The organism is Streptomyces sp. NPDC002825, assembly GCF_040295385.1.
In the GTDB taxonomy this organism is placed as follows: domain Bacteria; phylum Actinomycetota; class Actinomycetes; order Streptomycetales; family Streptomycetaceae; genus Streptomyces.
Genome location: NZ_JBEOVH010000001.1, coordinates 120,852 through 144,555, shown reverse-complemented (window position 1 = coordinate 144,555; position 23,704 = coordinate 120,852). Strand labels below are relative to the sequence as shown.

Annotated in this window: 19 protein-coding genes; 8 read left to right on the top strand and 11 right to left on the bottom strand. The window is 72.5% G+C overall.

Annotated features, from left to right (window positions below; genetic code table 11):
• Nucleotides 1-44: 44 nt before the first annotated feature.
• From ABT041_RS00670 to ABT041_RS00660, 3 genes are read left to right on the top strand one after another with little or no spacing between them, the layout of a single operon-like run.
• Nucleotides 45-1,325, top strand: a complete 1,281-nt coding sequence (locus ABT041_RS00670; protein ID WP_351176707.1) for a hypothetical protein — start codon at nt 45-47, stop codon at nt 1,323-1,325.
• A 2-nt stretch (nt 1,326-1,327) separates the two neighbouring features.
• A complete protein-coding gene (locus ABT041_RS00665) occupies nt 1,328-2,077 on the top strand; it encodes a bestrophin-like domain (protein ID WP_351176704.1) in 750 nt (249 codons plus the stop codon).
• 31 nt (nt 2,078-2,108) lie between these two features.
• The gene (locus ABT041_RS00660) at nt 2,109-2,600 is read left to right on the top strand and encodes an LURP-one-related/scramblase family protein (RefSeq protein ID WP_351176701.1); all 492 of its coding nucleotides are present in this window, start codon (nt 2,109-2,111) and stop codon (nt 2,598-2,600) included.
• A 148-nt stretch (nt 2,601-2,748) separates the two neighbouring features.
• Here the strand turns inward: ABT041_RS00660 and ABT041_RS00655 are convergent, their stop codons facing one another.
• Both ABT041_RS00655 and ABT041_RS00650 read right to left on the bottom strand, forming a co-directional pair.
• Nucleotides 2,749-3,867: an SMI1/KNR4 family protein gene (locus ABT041_RS00655; RefSeq protein ID WP_351176698.1), complete on the bottom strand. Its 1,119-nt coding sequence runs from the start codon at nt 3,865-3,867 to the stop codon at nt 2,749-2,751.
• A gap of 29 nt (nt 3,868-3,896) precedes the next feature.
• A complete protein-coding gene (locus ABT041_RS00650; RefSeq protein ID WP_351176695.1) occupies nt 3,897-4,700 on the bottom strand; it encodes a carbon-nitrogen family hydrolase in 804 nt (267 codons plus the stop codon).
• A 155-nt stretch (nt 4,701-4,855) separates the two neighbouring features.
• Here ABT041_RS00650 and ABT041_RS00645 point away from each other — a divergent pair, with 155 nt between their 5' ends.
• Entirely contained in the window at nt 4,856-5,683 is an 828-nt protein-coding gene (locus ABT041_RS00645; protein WP_351176692.1) for a maleylpyruvate isomerase family mycothiol-dependent enzyme, read from the top strand.
• Between the two features lie 10 nt (nt 5,684-5,693).
• Here ABT041_RS00645 and ABT041_RS00640 read toward each other — a convergent pair whose 3' ends face one another.
• The 7 genes from ABT041_RS00640 to pdhA all read right to left on the bottom strand — a co-directional run bounded on the left by ABT041_RS00640 (nt 5,694) and on the right by pdhA (nt 16,706).
• A complete protein-coding gene (locus tag ABT041_RS00640) occupies nt 5,694-6,986 on the bottom strand; it encodes an MFS transporter (protein WP_351176689.1) in 1,293 nt (430 codons plus the stop codon).
• Entirely contained in the window at nt 6,983-7,657 is a 675-nt protein-coding gene (locus ABT041_RS00635) for a GntR family transcriptional regulator (protein WP_351176686.1), read from the bottom strand. The genes ABT041_RS00640 and ABT041_RS00635 overlap by 4 nt, the downstream gene beginning before the upstream one ends.
• 92 nt (nt 7,658-7,749) lie before the next feature.
• Nucleotides 7,750-8,244, bottom strand: coding sequence for a hypothetical protein (locus ABT041_RS00630; RefSeq protein WP_351176683.1), 495 nt, complete (start codon nt 8,242-8,244; stop codon nt 7,750-7,752).
• Between the two features lie 32 nt (nt 8,245-8,276).
• Nucleotides 8,277-12,995: a DUF6531 domain-containing protein gene (locus ABT041_RS00625; RefSeq protein WP_351176680.1), complete on the bottom strand. Its 4,719-nt coding sequence runs from the start codon at nt 12,993-12,995 to the stop codon at nt 8,277-8,279.
• A 138-nt stretch (nt 12,996-13,133) separates the two neighbouring features.
• Nucleotides 13,134-14,525, bottom strand: a complete 1,392-nt coding sequence (locus ABT041_RS00620; RefSeq protein ID WP_351176677.1) for a dihydrolipoamide acetyltransferase family protein — start codon at nt 14,523-14,525, stop codon at nt 13,134-13,136.
• A 13-nt stretch (nt 14,526-14,538) separates the two neighbouring features.
• Nucleotides 14,539-15,519: an alpha-ketoacid dehydrogenase subunit beta gene (locus tag ABT041_RS00615; RefSeq protein WP_351176674.1), complete on the bottom strand. Its 981-nt coding sequence runs from the start codon at nt 15,517-15,519 to the stop codon at nt 14,539-14,541.
• Nucleotides 15,520-15,521: 2 nt separating this feature from the next.
• Nucleotides 15,522-16,706, bottom strand: coding sequence for a pyruvate dehydrogenase (acetyl-transferring) E1 component subunit alpha (gene pdhA / locus ABT041_RS00610; RefSeq protein WP_351176671.1), 1,185 nt, complete (start codon nt 16,704-16,706; stop codon nt 15,522-15,524).
• Between the two features lie 338 nt (nt 16,707-17,044).
• Between pdhA and ABT041_RS00605 the strand changes: the two genes are divergently transcribed.
• The 3 genes from ABT041_RS00605 to ABT041_RS00595 all read left to right on the top strand — a co-directional run bounded on the left by ABT041_RS00605 (nt 17,045) and on the right by ABT041_RS00595 (nt 19,350).
• The gene (locus tag ABT041_RS00605) at nt 17,045-17,704 is read left to right on the top strand and encodes a response regulator (protein WP_351176668.1); all 660 of its coding nucleotides are present in this window, start codon (nt 17,045-17,047) and stop codon (nt 17,702-17,704) included.
• A gap of 134 nt (nt 17,705-17,838) precedes the next feature.
• Complete coding sequence (locus tag ABT041_RS00600) at nt 17,839-18,318, top strand: pyridoxamine 5'-phosphate oxidase family protein (RefSeq protein WP_351176665.1); 480 nt, start codon at nt 17,839-17,841, stop codon at nt 18,316-18,318.
• 15 nt (nt 18,319-18,333) lie between these two features.
• Nucleotides 18,334-19,350 carry a phosphotransferase enzyme family protein gene (locus tag ABT041_RS00595; protein ID WP_351176662.1) on the top strand — a complete coding sequence of 339 codons (1,017 nt, stop codon included), beginning with the start codon at nt 18,334-18,336 and terminating at the stop codon, nt 19,348-19,350.
• A 199-nt stretch (nt 19,351-19,549) separates the two neighbouring features.
• Here the strand turns inward: ABT041_RS00595 and ABT041_RS00590 are convergent, their stop codons facing one another.
• Nucleotides 19,550-21,160, bottom strand: coding sequence for a protein kinase domain-containing protein (locus ABT041_RS00590; protein ID WP_351176659.1), 1,611 nt, complete (start codon nt 21,158-21,160; stop codon nt 19,550-19,552).
• Nucleotides 21,161-21,447: 287 nt separating this feature from the next.
• Between ABT041_RS00590 and ABT041_RS00585 the strand changes: the two genes are divergently transcribed.
• The gene (locus ABT041_RS00585; RefSeq protein ID WP_351176656.1) at nt 21,448-23,109 is read left to right on the top strand and encodes a protein kinase domain-containing protein; all 1,662 of its coding nucleotides are present in this window, start codon (nt 21,448-21,450) and stop codon (nt 23,107-23,109) included.
• Between the two features lie 104 nt (nt 23,110-23,213).
• On the opposite strand, the gene ABT041_RS00580 is transcribed toward ABT041_RS00585, so the two are convergent.
• Nucleotides 23,214-23,633, bottom strand: coding sequence for a hypothetical protein (locus ABT041_RS00580; protein ID WP_351176653.1), 420 nt, complete (start codon nt 23,631-23,633; stop codon nt 23,214-23,216).
• Nucleotides 23,634-23,704 lie beyond the last annotated feature (71 nt).

Sequence of the window (23,704 nt, the reverse complement as noted above, 5' to 3'; positions counted from 1 at the left end):
GCATGACGTGTGCGGGCAGGTCATCGGACTATTACCTCCGTCGGGTGAGCAGTGGGCTGCTCGTGGTGGCGCTGCTCCTGCTCCCCGGAGCCGTCGCCCGGGCCGGGGGCGCCGGGGACGGGGCGCTGCGGATGACCGTGACCGTGAACGGGCGGGCCGGCGGCGGGGCGCGGCCGGCGGCCGTACGGGTCGGGGCGCAGGTCGTGAAGCGGTACCGGCTCGTGAACCACGGCGAGGCGCATCTGTACGGGGTCCGCGTCCTCGATCCCGGCGTGCCCGGTGGGGCCGTGTCCTGTCCCCGGCGGCCGCTCGCCGCGCTCGGGGAGATGGAGTGCGTCGCCCGGTTCCCGGCCCTGGCCGGGGCGCGCCTCGCCGCCGCCCGGGCCGAGGGCGACATCCCGTCCCTCGGGCGGCGCGTCCACGCCGTCGCCCGCTCCGGGTACACCGGGGTCTCCGGCGGCCTCGCGCTCGCCGAGCAGGTCTCCGTCGGGGGTGGCGGGGGGCGGGCTGTCTCCGCCGCGAGGGCCGCGATCGTCACCTACGTCGTGACCAACCGCGGCAACCGGCCCGTCCACTCCGTCCGCGTCGAGGACCCCGCCCTGCGCCTCGGGCCCGGGGCCGTCCGCTGTGGCGGGGCCGCCGCCCTCCTCCCGCCCGGCGCCTCGGTCCGCTGCAGCGCGACCGTGCGACGCCCGCCCGGCACCCATCGGAGTACCGGGCTCGCCGGCGGCAGCGATCGGGTCTCGACCTTCGACGCCGGGGGGCGGCTCGTTCCCGCGCCGCTCCTCACCGCTCGTTCCTCCGCTGTTTTCACGATCGCTTCGGGTGGGGGAGCTGGAGTGGGTGGGGCTCCTGGGGCTGCTGCGGGGAGGGGGCGTGTGGGTGCCGGGGGCGGCGTCGACGGTGCCGGAGGCGCGGCCGGGGTGGCCGGCGTGGGTGGGGCTGTGGGGGCTGGTGGGACTGCGGGTGTGGCTGGGGCCGCCGGGGCTGCGGGTGTCGCTGGGGCCGCCGGAGCTACTGGTGGCGCCGGGGCCGCGGGTGTCGCCGGGGCCGGTGCCGTGCCCGGGGGCTCCACGCCTCCCCCCGTACCCCCCGCGCCCTCCCGGAACGCGGCCGCCGCCCCCGTACCCGTACCCCCGTCCGTCGCTGTGACCGGCCATCCCGAGCGGCCGCGTGTCGTCGCCGGGGCCGACGACGAGGGGTTTCTCGGGAGGGTGCAGCGGCGGGCCCGGGAGGCGCGGGAGTTCGGGGTCGTCGGGATGCTGTTGCTGCTGTTGATCCCGGCCGCCGTCGCGGCCGCCCTGCTCGGCAGCCGGGGGGTCTGACCGTGGCGCTGTTCGAGACGCTCGTCGTCACCCTCGGCGTCGCGTTCGTCGCCGCCCTCGCCGTCGTCGCCAAGACCAGGCTCTTCCCGTCCGGCGAGGACGAGGAGCCGCGCGAGGACGTCGCCGAGTACATCGCCATGATGGTGTCGGTGCTGTACGCCGTGGTGCTCGGGCTCTGTCTGGTGTCCGTCTGGGACACCCGTACCGAGGCCGCCGACAACGTCCAGGCCGAGGCGAGCGCCCTGCACCAGACGTACCTCCTCGCGGACGCGCTCCCCGCCGCCCAGCGGCAGCCGCTGCGGAACGCGGCCCGTACGTACGCCGATCACGTCGTCGACGTCGAGTGGCCGGCGATGGCGGAACGCGAGCCGCTCGACACGTCGGGCTGGCAGCTGCTCGCCCGGCTCCGGAAGGCGGGCGAGGTGGGGAACTCGGCCAAGGTGCCGGAGCAGATCGCGGCCCAGGAGGTCCTCGCCCAGCTCGGCTACGTCGACGACGCGCGGCGCGGCCGTGAGGCGGCGGCGCAGGAGCGGCTGTCGCCCGTGCTGTGGACGGGGCTGATCATCGGGGGCGCGCTGACGCTGGCGTTCATGTTCCTCTTCGGGATCAAGAGGAGTACGACGCACGTGGTGATGGTGATGGGCCTGTCCGGGTTCATCGCCTTCACCGTGCTGCTGATCCATCAGCTGGACTCGCCGTTCGGCGCGACGCTCGGGGCGTCGCCGGACGCGTTCACCCGCTACTTCGGGTGAGAATCCCCCGGCGCCGGGCAGACATGGGCGCGTGAAATATCTCGTACGGGACAAGATCTTCGCGATCGGCGACGACTACTGGATCGAGGACGAGCAGGGCCGCCACGCCTTCCTCGTCGACGGCAAGGCCCTGCGGCTGCGCGACACCCTGGAGCTGAAGGACCCCGACGGGCAGGTCCTCGTCACGCTGCGGCAGAAGATGTTCAGCCTGCGGGACGCGATGACGATCGAGCGGGACGAGCGGCCGCTCGCGACCGTGCGCCGCAAGCGGCTCTCCCTGCTCCGCAACCACTACCGGGTGACGCTCGTCGACGGCACCGGCCTTGACGTCAGCGGCCGGATCCTGGACCGGGAGTTCACCGTCGAGTACGAGGGCGAGCTCCTGGCGCACATCTCCCGGCAGTGGTTCCACGTCCGCGAGACGTACGCGGTGAACGTGGTCCGGGAGGACGCGGACGCGGCGCTGCAGATCGCGGTCGCCGTGTGCGTCATCCGGATGGCCGAGCGGGAGCGGGAGGACTGAAGCCTCGTCCCGCCGGAGTTCGGCGCGATCAGGCTGACCTGCCCCCTCCCCCGAGAGTCGCTCGTCTCGGAGGTACGCGGCGGGCTGCTGCCGACCGCCTCCTTCCCGCGCCACCCACTTCTGGACCGGGTCCTCGTACTGAGCCGGGCTAGTCGGGCGTCGGTCCGTACGCCTCGAAGCCGATGACGTCCAGCGGGTCCTCGTGCGCGCGTGCGAGGCCGGGGAGGCCCTCCGTGCGGAGTTCGCCGCGCAGCCAGGCGAGGAGGGCGCCGGTGAGCGTGCCGGTGAGCGGCGGGCCCTGGCCGGCGTGGCGCGGGATGACGATCAGCGGCCAGTCGTCGGGGGTGGCACCCTCGGTGAGCCAGCACAGCTGGTCGCCGTCGATGGAGTCGGCGAAGGGCAGGAAGCCGCCGGGTTCGGGCCAGACGGCCAGCGGGTGGTACTGGGGGTAGTCGGCGCGCATGCCCCGGTAGGCGGCGCCGTACCACTGCTCCGTGCCCGCCAGGTCGTACCGCCGGGTGCCCAGCGGGGCCCTGAAGCGGAGCCACTGGGTCCATTCACCGGCCCCGTACGTCTCCATCAGGCGGACGTACTCGGTGGGGAGGCGGGTGCCGAGGCGCTCGTACAGCCACTCCCAGCTCTCCGAGCCGAGGTACGGCTCGGGGGGCGGCGGGATCAGTGCGGTGAGCGTGTCGAGGCCGGTGCCGCCGGAGGCGAGTGCGGCGCGCTGTTCGGGGGTCGGTTCGGGGCGGCGGGGCGGCGGGGTCCAGGCGGAGAGTTCGCCGCCCGCCATGCCGCTGCGGGCGAGGTGCGGGCGCAGGCCGTCGGAGACGAAGCCGGTGAGCGTGGGCAGGAGCGTGGTGCCGGGGCGCAGCCAGGGGTCCTTGCGGGCGCTCGCGAGGTCCTTCACGTGGACGACGACCGGCCACTCGTCCGGGTCGTCGGAGGCGGTCGTGTCCCAGTAGAGGGTGTCGGACATGCGGGTCTCGCCGAAGGGGAGGACGCCGGGGGCGTCCCGGCGGCCCTCCTCGACGAAGCTCCCGTAGTCGAAGAGACGCGCGTCGCCGGCGAAGGGGGTGTGCAGCCAGAGCCGTTCACCGATGTCGAGAGGCCCGTAAGCGGAGGCGATCGCCTTGTAGTCGGCGGGGAGACGCAGACCGAGCCACTCCTCGACGGCGTCCCAGTCGACGGGCGGGGCGGGCGCGGCCGGGGGCGGCCCGAAGAGCTCGGCGAAGGCGGCGAGGGCCGCCTTCTCCTGGTCGTTCACGGGCTGCCTCTCCACGAATCCGAAAGGGTTCAGGCGCGCCGGGCGCGCGGCGTCGCGAGGCCCAGGACGCGGTCCTTCAGCGCCGGGAACTCCTCCCTCGTCGTGCGGACCTTCGCCGGGTCCAGGACGACCCGCAGGATCTCCTCGTCCGGGCCGGCCTCCGCGAGGGTCTCGCCCCAGGGGTCGACGACGATCGAGTGCCCGGCCTGCTCCACGCCCGCGTGGGTGCCGGCGGTGCCGCAGGCGAGGACGTACGCCTGGTTCTCGACGGCCCGGGCCCTGGCGAGGAGCGTCCAGTGGGCGCGGCGGCGGGCGGGCCAGCCGGCCGGGACGACGAAGGCCTGGGCGCCCGCGTCGACGAGGCCGCGGAACAGTTCGGGAAAGCGCAGGTCGTAGCAGGTGCCGACACCGACGGTGAGGGTCGGCAGGTCGACGGTGACGAGGTCCTCGCCGGCGGCCATGAGGACGGCCTCGCCCTTGTCGAAGCCGAAGCGGTGGATCTTCCGGTAGGAGGCGACGAGTTCGCCGTCGGGGGAGAGGACGAGCGAGGTGTTGTAGAGCGCTCCGCCCTCCGCCTCGACGAAGGAGCCGGCGTGCAGCCAGACCCCGGCCTCGCGGGCGGCGGCGGCCATCGCCCGGTGGGTGGGGCCGTTCAGCGGTTCGGACTCGGCGGCGAAGAGGTCGGACGCGAAGGCGCCGACGGTCCACAGTTCCGGCAGGACGACGAGGTCGGCGCGGCCGGATTCCTCCCGTACGAGACGTGCCACGCGGGCGCGTCGGGCGTCGACCGGTTCGTCCGGGTCTACCGCGATCTGGATCAGCGAGGCGCGCACACTACCACCGTCCTGGCATTCGAGCCGTCAACACCGGCCTACGATCGTCACACGAAAGCACTGCCGGGGTGCCTTCGGGCAGCGTAACTTAGCGTCCGAGCCTCCCACCCAGTCGTGTTTTCAGCCCGCGCACCGAAGAACCGCCGAGGGGTCCCGTGACCGTCCATCCCAGCCTCCAGAACTACGCCGACGCCTGGACCCATTCCATCGAGGCGATAGCCGAGCTGGTGCAGCCGCTCGTGGAGGGCGAGTGGAACCGGCCGACCCCGTGCATCGGCTGGTCGGTGCGGGACATCGTGTCCCATGTGATCGGCATGGAGACGGAGATGCTCGGCGACCCGCGGCCGATCCACTCCCTGCCCCGCGACCTGTACCACGTGCGCAGTGACTTCGCGCGCTACATGGAGGTCCAGGTCGATGTGCGCCGGCACCACACGGCCCCGGAGATGACCTCGGAGCTGGAGTACATCCTCATCCGCCGGGCCCGGCAGCTCCGCAACGAGAACCGCTCCCCCGAGCATCTGATCCGCGCTCCCCTCGGCGCCGAGCAGTCCCTCGAACTGGCCTACCGGGACCGTGCCTTCGACGTGTGGGTGCACGAGCAGGACCTGCGGGCGGCGCTGGGCGTGCCGGGCAACCTGGACTCGGCGGGTGCGCTGGTGGCCCGGGACGTGCTCCTGGAGGCGCTGCCGAACGTGGTCGCGAAGGACGCCGGGGCGCCCGCGTCCTCGGCGGTGGTGCTCGACGTGACCGGTCCGGTGGAGTTCCTGCGGACGGTACGGGTCGACGCGGAGGGCCGCGGTTCGATCGACGGCGCGCCGTCCCTCGGCCCCGCGGTGACGCTGGCGACGGACTGGGAGACGTTCGTGCGGCTGGCCTGCGGCCGGGTCCGGCCGGCCGAGGTGGCCGACCGGGTCAAGATCGAGGGCGACGCGGACCTCGCGGCGGCGATCCTGGACAACTTCGCGGTGACGCCCCGGTAGACGTCCTCGGTCACACGGGTACGTGCACGGCCTCGACGCGGCTCGCGACGAGCCGTTCCCGTTCCCTGCGGTGGGTGCGGGCCTTGAGGCGCAGGATCTGCACGATGCCGAGGGTCTCCAGGACGAAGACCGAGGAGAACGCGATCCGGTAGTTGTCGCCGGTCGCGTCGAGCAGCACGCCCACGGCGAGGAGCGTCGTCATCGAGGCGACGAAACCACCCATGTTGACGATGCCGGAGGCGGTGCCCTGACGCTCCGGCGGGTTGGCCGGGCGGGCGAAGTCGAAGCCGATCATCGAGGCCGGTCCGCAGGCGCCGAGGACCAGGCAGAGGGTGACGAGCAGCCACATCGGCGCGTGGCCGGGGTACGCGAGGGTGGTCCCCCACAGCAGGGCGGTGGCCGCGACCGTGCCGAGGGCGAGCGGGGCGCGGGCCGCGTGGTGGCGGGCGATGATCTGCCCGTACGCGAGGCCGACGACCATGTTCGAGAGCACGACCAGGGTGAGCAGGGTCCCGGCGGTGGAGCGCGACAGGCCCTGGGCCTCGACGAGGTACGGCAGGCCCCAGAGCAGCAGGAACACCATGGCCGGGAACTGGGTGGTGAAGTGCACCCACATGCCCAGCCGGGTGCCGGGCTCGCGCCAGGACTCGGCGATCTGTCGGCGGACGAAGGCGGCGCCCGCGTGCGCGGCGGGCTCCGGCTCGTGCCCCTCGGGGTGGTCCTTGAGGAAGAGCAGCAGCAGCACGAGGACGAGGGCGCCGGCGAGGGAGCTGCCGACGAAGGTGGTCGTCCAGCCGAGGCCGTGCAGGGCGCGGGCGATGAAGACGGTGGAGACGAGGTTGCCGGCCATGCCGATGAGGCCGGCGAGCTGGGCGATCAGCGGGCCCCGGCGAGCGGGGAACCAGCGGCTGCCGAGACGCAGGACGCTGATGAAGGTCATGGCGTCGCCGCAGCCGAGGAGGGCGCGGGAGGCGAGGGCCGTGCCGTACGAGGGGGAGAGCGCGAAGCCCAGCTGGCCGACGGTGAAGAGGACGACGCCGAGGGTCAGGACCTTCTTGGTGCCGAGCCGGTCGACCAGGAGGCCGACGGGTATCTGCATGCCGGCGTAGACGAGCAGCTGGAGGATGGAGAAGGTGGAGAGCGCGGAGGCGTTGACGTCGAAGCGGTCGGCGGCGTCGAGTCCGGCGACGCCCAGGGACGTACGGAAGATGACGGCGACGAAGTAGACGGCGACGCCGACGCCCCAGACGAGAGCGGCGCGGCGGCCGCCGGGCGGATCGTCGGGGAGGCTGACCGGGCTCATCGGGCTTCACCCCGGACCAGGACCTTGACCCAGCTGAGGTGCTGGCGGACGCAGTGCGCGGCGCCCTCGACGTCGCCGGCCTTGATGCGGTCGAGGATCTCGGCGTGTTCGGTGATGTTCTTGGCGACGCGGTCCGGCTGGGACTGCATCACGGCGACGCCCATGCGCAACTGCCGGTCGCGGAGCTGGTCGTAGAGGCGCGCGAGGATCTGGTTGCCGGCGTGCCGGACGATCTCTGCGTGGAAGCAGCGGTCGGTGACGGCGACCTCGGCGAGGTCTCCGGCCTCGGCGCGCCGCTTCTGCTCCTCCAGGAGCTCTTCGAGGCGGGCGATCAGGCTCGCGGGCGCGGGCACGGCGCGGCGGACGGCGAACTCCTCGACGAGCAGCCGGGTCTCGACGACGTCGGCGATCTCCTGGGCGGAGACGGCGAGGACGAGGGCGCCCTTCTTCGGGTAGAGCTTGAGCAGCCCTTCCATCTCCAGCTTGAGCAGCGCCTCGCGGACGGGGGTCCTGGACACCCCGACGGCCTGGGCGAGTTCGCCCTCGGTGAGGAGGGTGCCTCCCTCGTAGCGCCGGTCGAGTACGGCCTGCTTGACGTGCATGTAGACGCGGTCGGCGGCGGGGGGCTGCTTGGTGGGCAGGGGGGCGGGACCGGCTGGCGCTGATGGCATGCGCACAGCATAGATACAACAGAGGTGCAAGAAAGGGCCCCGTCCACATCGTGGACGGGGCCGACGCCACGAACCGCTCGCGGACCGCGGACTCAGCCCGCGTTCTCGTAGCGGTAGTCGTAGTACTTCTCGCCCGCGACGAGAACGGAGGTGAAATGGACCGGAATTCCGTCCGCATTGCGCGGGACCTCCTGCGAGGTCTGCCGCGTGAAACCGAGCGAGACCCCCGGGACCACCGGATTCTCCGGATTCTCCGCGTCGACCGTCCAGCCCCGCTCCACCGCCCGCGCCAGGATCTCGTCGGCCGGGGCGCGGAAGACGTCCTCGCCGTCGAGCAGGACCCGGGTCGAGGTCTCCCGCCCCTCGCCCGGCCACCACAGCTCGATCGCCGTGACGGTGTTCTCCTCCTCCAGGAGCACCTCCACGCCCACCTTGTCGCACTTCGCCGAGATGGTCACCAGGACACGGTTGGGGCGGGTGCGGACCCGGGGCTCTCCCCAGGGCGACACGGCCGCGACCGCCTCGTCGAGCGTCATCCCGAGCCGCACCGGCCCGACACCGTGCGGGGGTTCGAGCAGCAGGTCCATTCCCCACCCACGCCTTTCTCTCTCAGGAGTTCCTATTTCAGGATGTCGTAGTCGATCGTCCAGCCGCGGTCTGCCAGCATTTTCTGGAATTTGCGGTTGTGTTTGAGGCTCTCGATCATATCGGCGATATGCGTGTCGTACTTGTCGCCGTAGAGGTCCCGGATCTCGTTGATGTCCATCATCATCGCCTCGTCCCAGCGCCCCGCGTCGATGAGCGCCCGCTGGTCGGCGCGCCACTGGTCGGCCTCCTTGCTGGAGCCGGTGCTCGTGACGGCGCGGTGGTCGTCGTACTCCATGCGGATCGCCGGACCCATGCCCGCGCCGCCGCTCTTCGTCTTCCGGAAGCCGGCCTGGTCGAGATGGGCGTAGGAGTCCTTCGCCGGGATGTGGTTGATCTCCATGTCGACGTCGGTGCGGCGCGTCCCGTCGTCGTTCTTGAGGTTCGCGGGCTGGAGTCCGCTGTACCAGCCGCCGTCCTCCGTGCAGCCCTTGGCGATCAGGCCCTCGGGGTCCATCCGGACGTGCGGGTTGAGCACGTACGCGACCGGGTTGGGCGCCGGGCCGAGGCCGAGCGGGTCGGGGCTGGTGTAGCGGGCGGTCGCCGGGTCGTAGTGGCGGTGCAGGTTGTAGTGGAGGCCGGTCTCCGGGTCGTCGTACTGGCCGGGGAACCGCAGCGGGGTGTACGCGACGGCGTCCCGGTTCCAGGTGGTGTGGCCCCACACGGTGGTCCGGCTGTGCCAGGCGACCTCGCCGTCCTCGTCGACGAGTTCGCTCGGGGTGCCGATGAGGTCCGTGACGATCGCGAAGAAGCGGCTCTCGTCGGTGTCCGTGCGCCGCTCCAGCTGGGCGAGCGGCCGGCGGCCGTCGTAGTCCCAGGTGAGCGCGGTGCCGTGGGCCGAGTCCGTCTGCTCGACGAGCCGGCTGCCGTCCCAGGTGAACCGGACCGACTGCACGACGGTCCGGCCGTCCTCCGCCATGCGGTGCTTGGCCGTGCGCCGGCCCAGCGGGTCATAGGCGTACGTCCACAGCGTGCCGTCCGGTGTCCGGCAGGCCGTCAGCCGGTCCTCGGCGTCCCAGGTGTAGTGCCAGGTCTCCGGCTTGCGGGAGAGCCGGGCCTTCTGGCGCAGCACCACGCGGCCCGCGGGGTCGTACTCGTAGCGGACCGCGCCGGCGGCGAGGACCCGGGTGCCGCCGTAGCTGCGCGCGCCCCGGCCCTCGTCCCGCAGCACCCGGTCCGGCCATTCGGCGTGGGTCTGGTTGCCCATGGAGTCGTAGGCGTACCGCTCCGACCAGTCGCCCCCGGTCACCTCGGTCGGGCGGCCCACCACGTCGAGTCCGAAGAGGGTGACGCGACCGGTCAGCCGGTCGGTGACCTCCTCCGGGCAGCCGTCGGCGCGGTAGGCGTAGCCGCGTGACCGCAGCTCGCCCCGGGGGCCGGTGAGGGTCTGTCCGGCCAGCCGGCCGGCGGCGTTCCACTCGGAGGCCAGCGTCACGGGCGAGTCGGCGTCGCCGAAGACCCGGCTGAGCTCGCGGCCCCGGGCGTCCCGGCCGAAGCGCAGCGCGTGCCCGCCGCTGACCAGCTCGGTGCGCTGCCCGGTGGCGTCGTAGGCGAAGGTCGACACCGCGCCGGTCGGCGTGGTGCGGCGCACCACCCGGCCCGCCGCGTCCCGCTCGTAGCGCAGGGTGCGGCCGTCGACGGTCTCGGCGAGGACCCGGCCGAGGGCGTCCCGTTCCAGGGTGAGGGTGGAGTCGGGGGCCGTGACCGAGGTGATCCGGCCGGCGGCGTCGTAGGTGTAGCGGGTGGTCCGGCCGGCGATCTCCTTGGTGAGGAGCCGGCCGCAGACGTCGTACGTGAGCGTGGTGGTGTCGCCGAGGGGGCCGGTGCGGGCGACGAGCCGGCCGCAGGGGTCGTAGGCGTAGCGGACGGTGCGGTCGTCGAAGTCGGTCTCGGCGACCAGCCGGCCGGCCGCGTCGTAGACGTACGTCCAGGTCAGCCCCTGGGGGCCGAGGACCTCGGTGAGCCGGAGCTCGGTGTCGTAGCGGAACTCGTAGCGGGCGCCGTCCGCGCCCGTGCGGGCCGTGAGCAGGTCGAAGTGGCCGTACTCGAAGCGGGTGGTGGCGCCGGTCGCGTCGGTGTGGGAGGCGCAGTTGCCCTCCTCGTCCCAGGTCCAGCTCTCGGTGCTGCCGTCGGGGCCGGTCAGGCGGGAGAGCCAGCCCTCCGGCGTCCACTCCATGGCGGTGACGGCGCCGGTGGGGTCGGTGCCGCGCACCGGGCGGCCGTAGGCGTCGCGGGCGACGGCGTAGGTGTGGCCGAGGGCGTCGGTGGCGGTGAGGGTGACGCCGGCGTCGTCGGTCGTGAAGCGTTCGGTGGCGCCGTCGGGGCCGGTGCGTGCGGTGAGCGCGCCGAAGGCGTCGTGGGTGAAGCGGGTCACCGCGCCGTCGGGGGCGAGGAGTTCGGTGCGGTTGCCGCGCGCGTCGAAGGTCTGGCGCCAGGTCGTGCCGTCCGGTCCGGTGACCGCCACCGGCAGGTGCAGGGCGTCGTAGGCGGTGGTGGCCTCGGTGCCGTCGGGGAAGCGGATGCGGGTGAGGTCGGCGTGGTCGTCCCAGGTGAAGTGGGCCTCGTTGCCGAGCGGGTCGGTGCGGGAGAGCAGGTTGTCGTGGCGGTCCCAGCTGCGCAGCACGGTGTTGCCGAGCGGATCGGTCTCGGCGACGACCTGGCCGAGTTCGTTGAGCCGGACGACCGCGACGGCCCCGGTGGAGTCGGTGAAGCGGGTGATGCGGTGTCCGGTGGCGGCGTCGGTCTCGTAGGCGAAGCGGGAGGAGAGGAAGCCGTCGGGGCCGATGGTCTCGACGACCCAGCCGGCGGCGTCGTACACGTACCGGTAGACGGCTCCCTTGCGGTCGGTCCAGGAGGTGACGCGGGCCTGGTCGTCGTAGGTGAACCGGAGCGGGCGGCCTGAGCAGTTGGTGACGGTGTCGAGGTTGCCGTAGGGGTCGTACCCGAAGGAGGCGAGGGTCTTGGCGCCGTCCGGGGCGTACAGGGAGAGGCCGGTGACCCGCCCGGCCTCCGGGTCGGTGAGGACGAGCGCGCGGTAGCCGCCCTCGTGGACGACGGAGGAGGGCAGGCCGTCGTCGCCGCGCTGGATGTGGACGACGTTGCCGTGGCGGTCCTCGAAGGAGCGGAGCCAGTAGTAGAGCGTGCCGCGGAAGGGGTTGCCCGTGTAGTGGCGGGTGATGCCGGCGTGCGGGTCGCGCATCGCGTACGTGACGTCGCCGAGCGCGCCCGCGTCGGCGAGGGAGAGCGGCAGCCGGGCACCCTCGACCGGCCACACCTCGTCGTCCTCGGCCTGCGGGAGCCTCGGGTAGACGAGGACGGAGCCGTCCTCGCGGGCCAGGAGCGCCCCGCCGCGGGGGTCGAGTTCGATGCGTTCGTCGAGGGTCGAGGCCCAGCTGCGGCCGAAGAGCTGGCCGTAGCGGTAGCCGGAGAGGTGGGTGCGGCGCAGGATCAGGGGCAGGACGCCGGGCAGGGCCAGGTCGGTCTGGGCGAGGATCATCTCGCCGGAGGCGATGTCGACGGGGTCGGTCGCGCAGCGGCGGGTGTTGACGGGGGTGCCCTTGCCCCGCGGGTCGTCCTTGGCGTCCTTCATCGAGTCGGGCTTCACGGCGGACGGGCCGCGCTTGTCGTTCGGGCCGCCGCCGGGGCCCTTGCCGCCGCCGTCCTCGTGCTTGCGGCGCTCGTTGGCGAGGCGGGCGCGCACGTCGTCGTCGTGGTTCTTGTGGTCGACGGAGATCTGCTTCACGGCCTTGGGGAGCGTCTTGCCGACGTGGTCGCCCATGGTCGTGGCGGACTTGGCGAGGGCGTCCATCGCCTTGTCAAGGACCGGGTCGAGGGCCTGGGCGATGGAGTCGCGGCCCCGCGTGCGGCCGTGGTGCGACCTGGCCTTGGTGAGCTTTCCGCTGGTCTTGCCGTGGATGGCGATGCTGACGCCGTTGAGCTGGGTGCCGGCGTGGTCGTGCTCGGCGTGGTCGATGGAGAAGCCCTTGCCGCCGCCGGGGCCGCCGCCCGAGCCGCCCGCGGAGGCGAGCTTCAGGGCGTCCTTGGAGGACTGCACGCCGTCCTTGAAGCCGTCCGCGCCCGCCTGCTTGGCCTGGTCGAGGTCGACCCCGTCCTGGAGGCCGAGGGCGGTGGCTCCGAGCTGGACGACGAGGTCGGCGGCGAGGTTCTCCAGGGCGGCGACGGCCGGCTCGGTCATCGCCGAGACGATGTAGGAGACCGCCTCCTCCATGCACTCCTTGATGAGGCGCTTGACCACTTCCTGGGTGGCGCGCATCGCGCCCGCGCCGATCAGCGCGGAGAGTCCGCCGGTGACGGGGATGAGGGAGAGGGCGATTCCGGCTTCCGAGGCCAGATAGCCGAGTTGGACCAGGGCCGCGCCCTTCATGACCTCGACGGCGGTCGCGGCGGCGTCGACGCCGCCGGCGATGGTGCGCGCCGCCGAGGCGATGTCCTTGATGTGCTTATCCTTGACTTTGCCCCAGTGACCGTTGAGGGCGTCGAGGGCCTCGCCGTGCCCGGAGGAGAGCAGCCGCTGCACATGGTTGTTGGCGAGCTGCCCGTCGTCCTCCAGGTCGGAGGCGAATTCCCGCAGGGCGTCCGCCATGTCCCGGTAGGCGTCCTCGTCCACATTGGGCCAGGCCACGCCTATGAGGTCGAGGAGCGTGTCCGCCCAGCCGGGCACCGTGACCGCCATGCTTCCCCCTGTGCGTCCGTGTGCTTCGTCTCGTTCGCGAAGCGGAACAGTCCTACCACGGAGAAGGACGCGGAAACGCATCCGGCGGTGGCAGGAGCCACCGCCGGATGTTTCACGTGAAACGGACGAACCTCGGCACTACGCCCAGGTGATGAGCCTCTTCGGGTTCTCCAGGATCGCGGCGACGTCCGCCAGGAACTTGGAGCCGAGCTCGCCGTCGACCAGGCGGTGGTCGAAGGAGAGGGCCAGCGTGGTGACCTGACGCGGCTTCACCTTGCCCTTGTGGACCCACGGCTGGAGCTTGATGGCACCGACCGCGAGGATCGCGGACTCGCCGGGGTTCAGGATCGGGGTACCGGTGTCGACGCCGAAGACGCCGACGTTGGTGATGGTGAAGGTGCCGCCCTGCATCGCCGCCGGGGTCGTCTTGCCCTCGCGGGCGGTGGCGACGAGCTCGCTCAGGGACTGCGAGAGCTCGGGCAGGGTCTGGGCGTGCGCGTCCTTGATGTTCGGCACGATCAGACCGCGCGGGGTGGCCGCGGCGATGCCCAGGTTCACGTAGTGCTTGAGGACGATCTCCTGCGCCGCCTCGTCCCAGGCCGCGTTGATGTCCGGGTTGCGCTTGACCGCGACCAGGACGGCCTTGGCGATGAGGAGGAGCGGGTTGACCCGCAGGCCCGCCATGTCCTTGTCGGACTTGAGCTCCTCGACCAGCTTCATCGTGCGCGTGATGTCGAAGGTCACGAACTCGGTGACGTGCGGCGCGGTGAAGGCCGAGCCGACCATCGCCGCCGCCGTGGCCTTCCGTACGCCCTTGATGGGGATACGGGTCTCCCGGGCGTCCGACGGGACGGCGGGGGCCGCCTGGACCGGAGCCGCGACCGGCGCGGGGGCCGCCACGGGGGCCGGGGCCTCGACGGCCGGCGCGGGCGCCGGGGCCGCCGCGCGGTGGACGTCCTCGCGGGTGATGATCCCGTCCGGGCCGGTCGGGGTGACCGACGCCAGGTCGACGCCGAGGTCCTTGGCGAGCTTGCGCACCGGCGGCTTGGCCAGCGGGCGGGCGGCCGCGGGGGCGTGCCCGTTCAGCTGCTCGGGGACCACCGGGATGGTGGCCTGGGCGGCGGCCGGAGCGGCCGTCGTCCTGCGGGCCCGGCGCTTCGTGGAGCTCGCGGCCACGCCGTAGCCGACGAGGACCGGCTGGCGGCCCTCCGGCTCCGGCTCGGCCACCGGCTCCTGCGCGGGGGCGGCGGCCACGGCCGGCGCCGCCGGCGCCTCGGGCTCGGCTCCGCCGCCCACGTTCACCGAGATGATGACCTGGCCGACGTCGACGGTCGTGCCCTCGGGGAACAGCAGCTCGTGGACCGTGCCGTCGAAGGGGATCGGCAGCTCGACCGCGGCCTTCGCCGTCTCGACCTCGCAGACGACCTGCCCGTCGGTGACGGTGTCACCGGGCTGGACGTACCACTTGAGGATCTCGGCCTCGGTCAGGCCCTCGCCCACGTCGGGCATCTTGAATTCGCGGATCGTCATGGTCGTGCTCTCCTCAGTACGCCAGCGAGCGGTCGACGGCGTCGAGCACGCGGTCCAGGCCCGGCAGGTACTCCTCCTCCAGGCGCGCCGGCGGGTACGGCGCGTGGTAGCCGCCGACCCGCAGGACGGGGGCCTCCAGGTGGTAGAAGCAGCGCTCCGTGATCCGGGCGGCGATCTCCGCGCCGGAACCGAAGAACACCGGGGCCTCGTGGACGACCACCAGGCGGCGGGTCTTCTCGACCGAGGCCTGGATGGTGTCGAAGTCCAGCGGGGAGATCGACCGCAGGTCCACGACCTCGATCGACTTGCCCTCCTCGGCTGCGACGGCGGCCGCCTCGAGACAGGTCTTCACCATCGGGCCGTAGGCGAGGAGGGTGAGGTCCGTGCCCTCGCGGGCGACGCGGGCCTTGTGCAGCTCGCCGGGGATGGCCTCGGTGTCGACCTCGCCCTTGTCCCAGTAGCGGCGCTTGGGCTCGAAGAAGATGACCGGGTCGTCGCTCTGGATCGCCTGCTGGAGCATCCAGTAGGCGTCGTTGGAGTTCGCCGGGGTGACGACCTTGAGGCCCGCGACGTGCGCGAAGAGCGACTCGGGGGACTCGGAGTGGTGCTCGACGGCGCCGATGCCACCGCCGTACGGGATGCGGATGACGATCGGCATCTTCACCGTGCCCAGCGACCGGGCCCGCATCTTCGCCAGCTGGGACACGATCTGGTCGTACGCCGGGAAGACGAAGCCGTCGAACTGGATCTCCACGACCGGGCGGTAGCCGCGCAGGGCGAGACCGATCGCGGTGCCGACGATGCCGGACTCGGCGAGCGGAGTGTCGATGACCCGCTCCTCGCCGAAGTCCTTCTGCAGGCCGTCGGTGATCCGGAAGACGCCGCCGAGCTTGCCGACGTCCAGGCCCATGATCAGGACCTTGGGGTCGGTCTCCAGGGCCTTGCGCAGCGACTCGTTGAGCGCCTTCGCGAGGGGAAGCTTCTGAACAGCCATGGTTACTCGGCCTCTCCGCCCTCGAAGGACGCCTGGTAGGCGGCGAACTGCGCCCGCTCCTCGTCGACGAGCGCGTGCCCGTCCGCGTACACGTTGTCGAACATCGCCATGTGGTCCGGGACGGGCATGGCGCGGACGACCTCGCGGACGTGCTTGCCGAGCGCCTCGCTCTCCGTCTCCAGCTCCTCGAAGAAGGCGGCGTCGGCGTGGCCCTCGTTCTCCAGGTACGTCTTGAGACGCTGGATCGGGTCCTTGGCCTCCCACTCCTCGCGCTCCGCGTCCCGGCGGTAGCGGGTCGGGTCGTCGGAGGTGGTGTGGGCGGCCATGCGGTAGGTGTACGCCTCGATGAGCGTCGGGCCCTCGCCGCGGCGGGCGCGCTCCAGCGCCGACCGGGTCACGGCCAGGCACGCGAGGACGTCGTTGCCGTCGACGCGGACGCCGGGGAAGCCGAAGCCGCGGGCGCGCTGGTAGAGCGGGACGCGGGTCTGCTTCTCGATGGGCTCGGAGATGGCCCACTGGTTGTTCTGGCAGAAGAACACGACGGGCGCGTTGTAGACCGCGGAGAAGACGAACGACTCGTTCACATCGCCCTGGCTGGAGGCGCCGTCACCGAAGTACGCGATCACGGCGGAGTCCGCGCCGTCCTTGGCGATGCCCATGGCATAACCGGTGGCGTGCAGGGTCTGCGAGCCGAGCACGATCGTGTACAGGTGGAAATTGTTGCTGTTGGGATCCCAGCCACCGTTGTTCACACCGCGGAACATTCCCAGCAGGTTCGTGGGGTCGACCCCACGACACCAGGCGACGGCGTGCTCACGGTAGGTCGGGAAGACGTAGTCGTCGTCCCGCAGGGCCCGGCCGGAGCCGATCTGGGCGGCCTCCTGGCCGAGCAGCGAGGCCCACAGGCCCAGCTCGCCCTGGCGCTGGAGGGCGGTGGCCTCGGCGTCGAAGCGGCGGCTGAGGACCATGTCGCGGTAGAGACCGCGCAGCTCCTCGGCGCTCAGGTCGATGTCGTAATCGGGGTGCTGGACTCGCTCCCCTTCGGGCGTCAGCAGCTGAACGAGCTCGGGCTCAGTGGCCGTGGTGGCCGTCGCCTTCTTGGTGGTGCTCGTGCTCGCGCTTGCGGTGCGCTTGGTGCCGCTGCTGCGTCGCGTCGTCTTGCGCGCGGCAGTGCTCTCCACGGTCACGTGCGTGCTCCTCCGTCGGTCCGGCCCCCGGGTTCGCCGGTGAGGCCAGTGCGGCTCCGCCTTGTCCGTACCTTCGCACGGGGTGGGTGCGACGCGGCCGGAGTCGGGCGTGACAGGTGCTCCGGCGAGCGCCGTCATAGGCACGTTACCCATTACGCGGCATTCCCGCGAAACCCCACTTGACCTGCGATTTTGCTTGGATTTCCAAGTAAATCGAGAAATGGGGGAAGCGCCGCTGGTCAGCGCATGGACAACGACCCGACGCCGTCGTCGGAACACCCGGCACGTTATCCCGCGCACCCCGGGCGCCGGAAGACCCAATATGTGAGACTGACTGCGTGCGCGAAGAAGGAAAAATCCGGGTATTTCTGCTGGACGACCATGAAGTCGTGCGGCGCGGCGTCCACGAGCTGCTCTCCGTGGAGGACGACATCGAGGTGGTCGGCGAGGCCGGGACGGCGGCGGACGCGCTGGTCAGGATTCCCGCGACCCGCCCCGACGTCGCCGTGCTCGACGTGCGGCTGCCGGACGGCAGCGGGGTGGAGGTATGCCGGGAGATCCGCTCGCAGGACGAGTCGATCAAGTGCCTGATGCTGACCTCGTACGCGGACGACGAGGCGCTCTTCGACGCGATCATGGCCGGGGCCTCGGGTTATGTGCTCAAGGCGATCCGGGGCAACGAACTTCTCAACGCCGTGCGGGACGTGGCGGCCGGCAAGTCCCTGCTCGACCCGGTGGCCACCGCCCGGGTCCTGGAGCGGCTGCGCGACGGCAACAACCCGAAGAGCGACGACAAGCTCGCCAATCTGACGGAGCAGGAGCGCAAGATCCTCGACCTGATCGGCGAGGGCCTCACCAACCGGGTCATCGGCGAGCGCCTCCACCTCGCGGAGAAGACCATCAAGAACTATGTCTCCAGCCTGCTGTCGAAGCTGGGCATGGAGCGGCGCTCGCAGGCCGCGGCGTACGTGGCGCGGCTCCAGGCCGAGCGGCACTGAGGAGCGCCGAGGTCCCGGTCTCACCCGCACGGGCCAGGCCGGGGCCGACGGCCCGGTTTCGGGACCTACGTCCCCGACGAACCGGGGCAGGGGCCCCTTTTCCGACAGGGTGCCGGTGGCGGAGAGTGGAAACCATGTCCACCGACGAGGTCAGGTCCCCCGACGAGATCCGCGCCATCGAGCTGCTCGGCCGCGTGTCGTACGGCCGGGTGGCGACGAGCATGCGGGCGATGCCGTTCGTCGCCCCCGCCCGCCACATCGTCTCCGAGGGCCGTGTCCTGCTCCGGATGCACCGCGGCCTCGGCTACCACCGCGCGTGCAACGGCAGCGTCGTGGCGTACGGCGCGGACAACTTCGACTCCGGCGCCGAGCGCATCTGGTCGGTGCAGTTCACCGGCACCGCGGAGATCGTCGAACCGACCGAGGAGGAGCTGGCGACCTTCGGGCCCGAGCCCGTACGCGTGGACGGCGAGCCCTTCACCCCGGTGTTCATGCGGATCGAACCGCAGTTCGTGACCGTGCACGAGCTCGACTACAGCGGGCAGCCGGAGACCTCGGCCGAGAGCGCTCACCAGGGGGTTTCCGGGGAGCGATCTTTCCACCACGCAGCGTGATCTAACATCTGCGGAGTGCCGCGCTCATCTGTACCCCTCGCTCCGCCCGTCAGCCCCCTCCTGCGCCGCTACAAGGGCGTCGGCGAGCCCCTCTCCTGCGTCCCCGTCACCGAGGGCCTGCTCAACCGCGGCTACCGGCTCTCCACCACCCGCGGCGCCTACTTCCTCAAGCAGCACCTGGACGCCCCCACCTCCGACCGGGCCACCATCGCCCGCCAGCACCGGGCCACCCAGCGCCTGGGCGCCCTCGGCCTGCCCGTCGCCCCGCCGCTCCCCGACAGCCGGGGCCGCACCGTCGCCCTCGTCGGCGGCCACTGCTACGCCCTGCACCCCTGGGTCGAGGGCCGGCACCGCGACGGCGCCCAGCTCTCCACCGGCTGCTCACGCCGCCTCGGCACCCTCCTCGGCCGCGTCCACACCTGTCTGGAGCAGGTCATGGAGTCCCCTCCGCCGGGCGGCGAGCACGAGAGCGCCCGCCCCGAGGACACCTTCCGGGCCATCGAGGAGCTGCTCCGCCTCGCCCGCGCCCACCGCCCCCGCGACAGCTTCGACGCGCTCGCCGAGCACCGGCTCAGGGAGCGGCGCCGGCTGCTCGCCCAGCACGCCCACCACCGTCCGCCGGCCGCCTCCGCCGCCGGCTGGGTGCACGGGGACTTCCATCCGCTGAACCTGCTGTACCGGGGCGCGGAGCCCGCCGCGATCGTCGACTGGGACCGGCTGGGGGTCCGCCCCAGGGCCGAGGAGGCGGTCAGGGCCGCCGCGATCTTCTTCGTACGGCCCGAGGGGGAGCTGGCCCTGGAAAAGGTCCGGGCGTACGCGCGCGCGTACCGGCGCGAGACGGGCGCGGACGGGGCCGAGCTGGCGGCGGCGGCGCACCGGGTGTGGTGGGAGCGGCTCAACGACTTCTGGACCCTGCGCTGGCGCTACCAGCTGCACGACCGCAGGGCCGACCCGCAGTTCCCCGCGGTGTCGGCCCTGGCGGTGTGGTGGACGCGTGAGTACGCGGCGGTCCGCGACGCCTTCGCCGGCTGAGCACGCCGGCGGGGCGGCTCGCGGGTCAGCCCGTGTCGGCGGCGTGCCCGTCGGCATGTCCCGCGGGCCGGCCGGTCTCGGTGCCGGTGCGCGCCGGCAGGGCGGCCCGCAGGTCAGCCCGTGTCGGCGGCGTGCCCGTCGGCATGTCCCGCGGGCCGCCGGTCACGGGGCCGTGCCCCTCGGCAGGGCGCCCCGCGGGTCAGCCGGTCTCGGTGCCCGTGCCCGTCGTCGGGGTGCCCGGGTTGCCGTTGCCGCCGGAGGAGTCGTCGGTCGGCTCGCCCGTCGGCTCCGTCGGGTTGTCCGTCGGCGGCGCGGTCGTCCTCGTCGGCGTGCCCGTGGGCTTGGTCGGCGGCGCGGTCGTCGGCTGCGTCGGCGGCTCGGTCGTCGGCGTGCCCGTGGGCTCGGTCGGCGTCTCCGTCGCCGGCGGGGTCCACGGCTCGTCGGTCGAGCCACCGGTCGACGTGCCCGGCTCCTCGGTGTGCTCCTGGGAGGGCTCCTCCGAGGGCGTGGGCTCCTCGGAGACCGTCGCCGGCGAGTCGCTGACGGTGGTCGTGGGCTTCACCGTGCCCGGGTCCTTGGCCTTGTCCACGGCGTACACGACGCCGGCGACGACCGCGATCAGCGCGAGCGCGGCGAACAGCCACACCTTGCCCCGGCCACCGCTGCCGCCGCTGCCGCCGGCGTATCCGCCCTGGCCGTAGCCGCCGGTGCCGCCCGTGCCGCCGTCGTAGCCGCCGTAGCCGCCGTCGTCCGGGTTCATCGGCGGGAGGATCGGGCCCTGCGCGGTCTCGCCGTGCATCGGGTGGCCCATCGCGGTCGTCGCGGCCATGCCGCCGCCCGGGGTGTGCCCGCCGTCGTGCATCACCGCGACCGGCCCGGTGTTCCACGTGCCGATGTGGCCGCCCTGCTGCTGGAGCATCTGCAGGCCGTACTGGATCAGCCCGCGCATCTCCTCGGCGCTCTGGAACCGGTCGTCCGGGTCCTTCGCGAGCGAGCGCATCACCAGGCCGTCGAGCTCCGGCGGCACGGACCCGGTCACCTCGGACGGCGGAACAGGCGCGTCCTGCACGTGCTGGTACACGACGGACAGCGGCGTCTCGCCGGTGAACGGGGGCCGCAGCGCGAGCAGTTCGTAGAGCAGACAGCCCGTCGCGTACAGGTCGGAGCGGTGGTCGACCGCCTTGCCGAGGGCCTGCTCGGGGGAGAGGTACTGCGGCGTGCCCATGACCATGCCGGTCTGGGTCATCGTCGACTGCGCGCCGTGCAGGGCGCGCGCGATGCCGAAGTCCATGACCTTCACCGCACCCGTGTGCGTGATGATCACGTTCGCCGGCTTGATGTCGCGGTGCACGATGCCGTGCTGGTGCGAGTAGGCCAGCGCCTCCAGGACCCCGGAGACGATGATGAGCGCCTGCTCGGGACCGGGCGCCTCGGCGCTGAGCAGCAGGTCGCGGATGGTGCGGCCCTCGACCAGCTCCATCACGATGTACGGCACGGGCCGGCCGCCCACGAGGTCCTCGCCGGAGTCGTACACGGCGACGATGGCGTGGTGGTTGAGCCCGGCGACGGACTGCGCCTCGCGGGTGAAGCGGGCCTTGGAGACCGGGTCCTCGGCGAGGTCGGCGCGCAGCAGCTTGACGGCCACGGTGCGGCCGAGCCGTACGTCCTCGGCGGCGAAGACCTCCGCCATGCCGCCCCGGCCCAGACGGTGCGTCAGCCGGTAGCGGCCGTCGCCGACGACGCCGCCCTCGCCCCAGGATTCCGCCGACGCGTCCGGCACACCGCCACCTGCTCCGGATTCGGGTGCCATCAGTCCTCGCCGTCGTCTGTCGTGCCGTGTCCAGTCGTCACGCTACAGGCTCCGTACGACACCACGGTCCGAGATGGACCGGCCATCCAATCCCCTCGACGTACACCTGTGCAAATTCGACGGGTTTCCCCCGAGAGTGCGGAAACGGTTCGGGGTGAGCTTCCTGTGCGGAGCGTCACGGAACGGGCACCAAACCCATGCCTGGCTTGACGTGTCACTGCCCTGGGGCAGACTTGGCCAGGAAATTCCGGATCAACGCCGCCACGCGCGCGTAGGGGGAAGCACAGATGAGCCAGGACGGCGCACAGGGCCGCTATGCGGGCGGTTCGGTCGCGAACGGCCGGTACCAACTGCGTGACCTGCTCGGCGAGGGCGGCATGGCGTCGGTGTACCTGGCGTACGACAGCGCCCTCGACCGGCAGGTGGCCATCAAGACGCTGCACACGGAGCTCGGCCGGGAGCAGTCCTTCCGCGAGCGGTTCCGGCGCGAGGCGCAGGCCGTCGCGAAGCTTTCGCACACGAACATCGTCTCGGTCTTCGACACCGGCGAGGACACCCTCGACGGCGCCGTCATGCCGTACATCGTCATGGAGTACGTGGAGGGGCAGCCGCTCGGCTCGGTCCTCGCCGCCGACGTCCAGCAGTACGGCGCGATGCCGGCCGACAAGGCACTCAAGGTCACGGCCGACGTGCTCGCGGCCCTCGAGGTCAGCCACGAGATGGGCCTGGTCCACCGCGACATCAAGCCGGGCAACGTGATGCAGACCAAGCGCGGCGTGGTCAAGGTCATGGACTTCGGCATCGCGCGGGCCATGCAGTCCGGGGTCACCTCGATGACGCAGACCGGCATGGTCGTCGGCACCCCCCAGTACCTCTCCCCCGAGCAGGCCCTCGGCCGCGCGGTGGACGCCCGCTCCGACCTTTATTCGGTCGGCATCATGCTCTTCCAGCTGCTGACGGGCCGTCTGCCCTTCGACGCCGACTCCCCGCTCGCCATCGCCTACGCGCACGTGCAGGAGGAGCCGGTCGCCCCGTCCTCCGTCAACCGCTCGGTGACGCCGGCGATGGACGCGCTCGTCGCCCGCGCGCTGCGGAAGAACCCGAACGAGCGGTTCCCGAGCGCGGCCGCGATGCGCGACGAATGCCTGCGGGTGCTCTCGGCCGGCCAGACCGGCGCCCCGATGATCGTCCAGGGCGGCGGCCCGGTCAGCAGCGGCGCGGGTGTCGGCTCGGCGGTCTTCCCGCCCGTCGGCCAGACACCGCCGCCGACCCCGCACCCCGGCGTGCAGCAGCCCTACATGCCGTCGACGCCGCAGCCCGGCCCGTACGGCCCCGCGACGCCCGCGCCCGCCCCGGCGTACGGCTACCCGCAGCAGGCGCCGACGCCCGCGCCGTACGCCCCGACCCCGGCCCCCGCGCCGTACGCCCCCACGCCGGCGCCGATGTCCGGACCGGGCACGGTCGCGGGCGGCTCCGGCACGTCCGGCTCCGGCTCCCGCCGGAACACCCCGGTGCTCGTCGGCGCGATCGCCGTCGCGCTGCTCGCGATCGGCGGCCTGCTCGTCGCGCTCAACCTGAACAAGAACGAAGAGGACCCGCAGGCGGGCGGCACGGGCGGGACCCAGACCGAGCAGAGCGAGTCCGCGGCGCCCGGCCACAAGGGCCCCGACCTGACCAAGACGATCGACCCGAAGAAGTGCACGCAGCCTTCGGAGTCGAGCGACGACCCGTCCAAGTTCGAGGCCCCGAACTTCACCTACAAGAACATCCAGTCGGTGAAGGACTGTGTGCAGGCGGCCGGGTGGAAGATCATGACCCAGACCCCGGTGGACGAGGCCACCTACGGCGAGGGCACGGTCCTCGAGCAGTACCCGCCGGCCGGCGAGGACATCACGGACGAGGACGCCGAGTTCACCCTGAAGATCTCGACGGGCAACCCGCCGCAGTAACCCGGGGGATCGCCCGTACACCCCCTGCACCCGTCCCGGATGCCGGAATTGTTCCGGCATGTCTACGCTGAGTCGACACCTCGGCGGCTCGGGACGGGAGGGGGTCACCCGGTGACTCCAGTACTCCGCAAGGCACGCGCGCGGGCCCTCCGCCCGGCGCTCACCTGCGTGTTCACCTGCGCTTGCGCCCTGTACGCCGCGCCCGTCGGGTACGGCGTACAGGCACCCGGCACCTCGGTGGGCACCACCGCCCCGACGCCTGCCGCGACCCAGCCCTCCGCCGCGCCCTCGTCGGACGCGCCGCCGGACGGGCCCTCCCCGACCGCCTCCGCCTCGACGGGCGGCGGCACCCGCGCCCCCGCCTCTCCCGCGCCCGCGCCCGCACCCACCGGCACCGGGGCGCCGTCCGCGACGCCCGGCCCCAGCGCCGAACCCTCCGACGCGCCCACCCCGAGCGCCTCCGCCTCCCTCGCGGGGCGGCCCGCGGGCGAGGGGCGGACCCGCCCCGGGCGCGGCCGGTCCACGGCCTCCTCCGCGACCGCCTCGGCGCCGTCGCCCGGCCCCTCTCGTACCGAAACCGCTACAAGCTCGCGCG